At 50.7% G+C, this 2,920-nt stretch carries 3 protein-coding genes; 2 read left to right on the plus strand and 1 reads right to left on the minus strand.

Features of this window, described 5'->3' with window-relative positions; translation table 11 throughout:
• A partial coding sequence (locus B2899_RS03070) for a dynamin family protein (RefSeq protein ID WP_286883993.1) occupies window positions 1–1,682 on the minus strand: 1,682 nt, incomplete at its 3' end.
• Window positions 1,683–1,830: 148 nt separating this feature from the next.
• On the opposite strand from B2899_RS03070, the gene B2899_RS03075 reads away from it, so the two are divergent.
• Window positions 1,831–2,133, plus strand: coding sequence for a hypothetical protein (locus B2899_RS03075; RefSeq protein WP_146811043.1), 303 nt, complete (start codon window positions 1,831–1,833; stop codon window positions 2,131–2,133).
• 339 nt (window positions 2,134–2,472) lie between these two features.
• Window positions 2,473–2,920, plus strand: a 448-nt coding sequence (locus B2899_RS03080; protein WP_286883996.1) for a branched-chain amino acid transport system II carrier protein, incomplete at its 3' end; no start/stop codon positions are given.

Consider the following 2,920-nt stretch of genomic DNA (forward strand, 5'->3'; position numbering starts at 1 on the left):
ATCTCCTCTACAGAAAATTCCTGTTCCGATCCACCCAGCGTATCAAGCAACTGACGCAGCGCACGCTGCTGGCCTGCCGCTATGGCCTGCAGTTCCAGCACGGCTGCACGTTTTTTCTCCAATTCTTCCTTGCGCCTGCTTAGCGTGTCCGCTTTTTTCCGCCGGTTCTTTTTCAAATCCAGCAGCGCTTCTTCCATCTTTTCTTTCACCGCCTGAGTATACAGCTGCCGTACGGCATCCACGACAAACGAAGCATAGCGCACAACATATTCCGTACTGAACAGCGCCCCCCTGTTCACTGTGCCCACCAGCACCTCTTTCGTAATCGGCACCTCCATCTCATAGATGGAACGGCGCAGCTGTTCATTTTCAATCCCGTATGCTTCCAGATGCTCAAGCATCATTTTCTTCAGGTGGATGTCAATGTAGGTGGCCGCATTTTCACGGACTTCCTTATGGAAAAGAGTCAGGCGGCGCTCCCGCTCTTCTTTTGTGCGGTGCCCGGAAAACAGGCGTCCGACGCGAAAGCTTACTTGCTGTGATTCGACGAATGAGCGCGCCAGCTCACGCGTATGATATGGCATCAAGTTCGCGTTCTTAAACAACCGGTCCAGCTTCACCGCGAATTCGCGTTCAAACCGTTCCGCCTCATCCGTGAGCGCCTGTTCCCGCTCTTTGACATCGGCCAGCTCCCGGACAATTCGCTCCCCGTCTGTCATGCTGTATGTCCCAAGCACGGCACGATGCGCCTCGATCTCAGCACGCCGCTTCTCTTCCCGCCAGAGCAGGTGGTCGCGCACCAGCAGATACGCAGCAGTCAGCACCGTCTCTGTCACACGGCGCCGTTTCTCCGCAATCGCCTCCGCCAGACGCTGCTTCAGCTGCGGCACATCGTTATGCGGGTGATCCGGCTCACGCACCGTCGTGAAGAAAATCTCGTCTTCCTGAACCCCGAGAGCGGTGAACGCATTGGTGATTTTGCGCGCAAACTCCGTGAACTGCACCTCGAACGCTACGTGTTTGTCGATTTGATTGATAAGTAGCCATGTCGGTTTCATGTCCTGTTGCAGCGTCTCGATGAATTCGCTGTTCAGGCGTGACTGCACATGATTATAATCCGTCATATAAAGGATCAAGTCCGCCGTATGCAGAAGCGATTCTGCCGCCACGCGGTGTGCGTCCTCTGTCGAATCGATCCCGGGTGTATCGAGAATCGCAACGCCAGGCGGCAGCTGATCGTTCGGATGGGCGATTTCCACCCGGTCCACCCGGTCGCCGTCCGTACAATATGCCTGAATTTCTTTCACATCGTACGGATACGGAAAGGCTACCTCGCCTTTTTCTTTGAAGGTGACGACGGCATGCGCCGGTCCGGTTTTCACTTTGACCACATTGGCGCTTGTCGGAATCGGGTTCGTCGGCAGCAATTCTTCGCCCATCAACTCATTAATCATCGTCGATTTTCCGGCCGAGAAATGCCCGCAGAAAGCGATGACGAACTCTGCCGCATCCGCTTTTTCGAGCAAATCCCGGCAACGGTCCGCCCGTATCCGGTCGCCGACCAGCTCAAAATTGTGAAGCAATTCTCGGAGGCGCAAAGCCGCATGGGAGGGCAAAATCTTCTGGCTTTTGACCCATTTACGGATAGCTGATTGAGTGAAAGTAGGCTGAGGTATTAACATAATAAATTTCCACACTTCCCTGCGACATTAGATTGTTGAAGATGTTGTTGAAAAATATTTTTTTCCGTACAAAAATGTATAATTTTTGCTATGCTGTGGCATGGCTAGTACAAAGCTCATGACAAGAACGAAAGAGGTTTAAGACACAATGATGCAGTTTGTATGTATTCTATTAATGTTCAGTATTTTTTTCGGTTTTTCGTATGTCGCGTACAAAAGCGAGCAAAAGAGAAAAATGATTTATGTCACCGATGAAATGCTGAAAAAGCCGCTGACCGATCAAGCAGTCAAGCATTACATTGAATTTCTCGAGACGGCGCCGGAGCGCAACAATGCCTCCTACTGGCACGCGCTGCGCCGGGCGTACGAGCAGATTATGAACGCCAAAACCATTGACCCGCGCCTGAAAAAAGAACTGAAGAAAACCTTACGAAACCAGGTAATTGTATAAATACCACGCGGTTTCCGCTTATGTCCTATATTGTACCACACAACAAAACCCGGCATCAGCCAGCATGGCGACCCCGGGTTTTTCCTTTGCTGCATACGTTGTCCTGTCCATCTACGCCATTACACAGCACTGTAGTTCGCACACAATCTATGAAACCGCTAACTACATTTACAATTTCGAATATAGGAAATCAACTAGTATTTCGAAAATAAAATTGATACAATGCCACACATACTTACTTGATTTAATACATAATACGATGACAAATTCTCGCCTTTTTTTCAGAAAACCCCCTACTTTATCTATAGATAATTATGCACTTATTGAAGGAGAATGTTTATGAATCACCTATCAAAAAAGGAAATTATGTTTGTCAGCTTCATGCTGTTCTCGATGTTTTTCGGGGCAGGCAATCTGATTTTCCCGCCGTTTCTCGGACAGGCGGCCGGCAATCATGTCTGGCTTTCACTCACCGGGTTTATTCTTTCGGCGGCAGGCCTGCCGATTCTTGGCGTAATGGCCGTCGCCAAAGCGGGCGGGTTTCGCACATTGGCCGAACGGGTCCATCCGGCCTTTGCATTCCTGTTCCCGCTTCTCGTCTATCTGTCGATTGGCCCAGGGCTTGCGATTCCACGCGCCGGAAGTCTGGCGTATGAGATGGGCGCCGCGCCCTTTCTGCCCGCGGGTCTAACGGCGAATCCTACAGTCACCGCGCTTTATACATTTGTTTTTTTCTGTCTCGTATTCTGGCTCAGCCTATCGCCGTCCAAACTGGTGGACCGGTTCG

Source organism: Aneurinibacillus sp. UBA3580 (assembly GCF_002375825.1).
GTDB lineage: Bacteria > Bacillota > Bacilli > Aneurinibacillales > Aneurinibacillaceae > Aneurinibacillus > Aneurinibacillus danicus.

Coding starts and splice junctions, on each gene's coding strand:
- B2899_RS03075 (WP_146811043.1), top strand. CDS start 1,831: ATGATGCAGTTTGTATGTATTCTATTAATGTTCAGTATTTTTTTCGGT.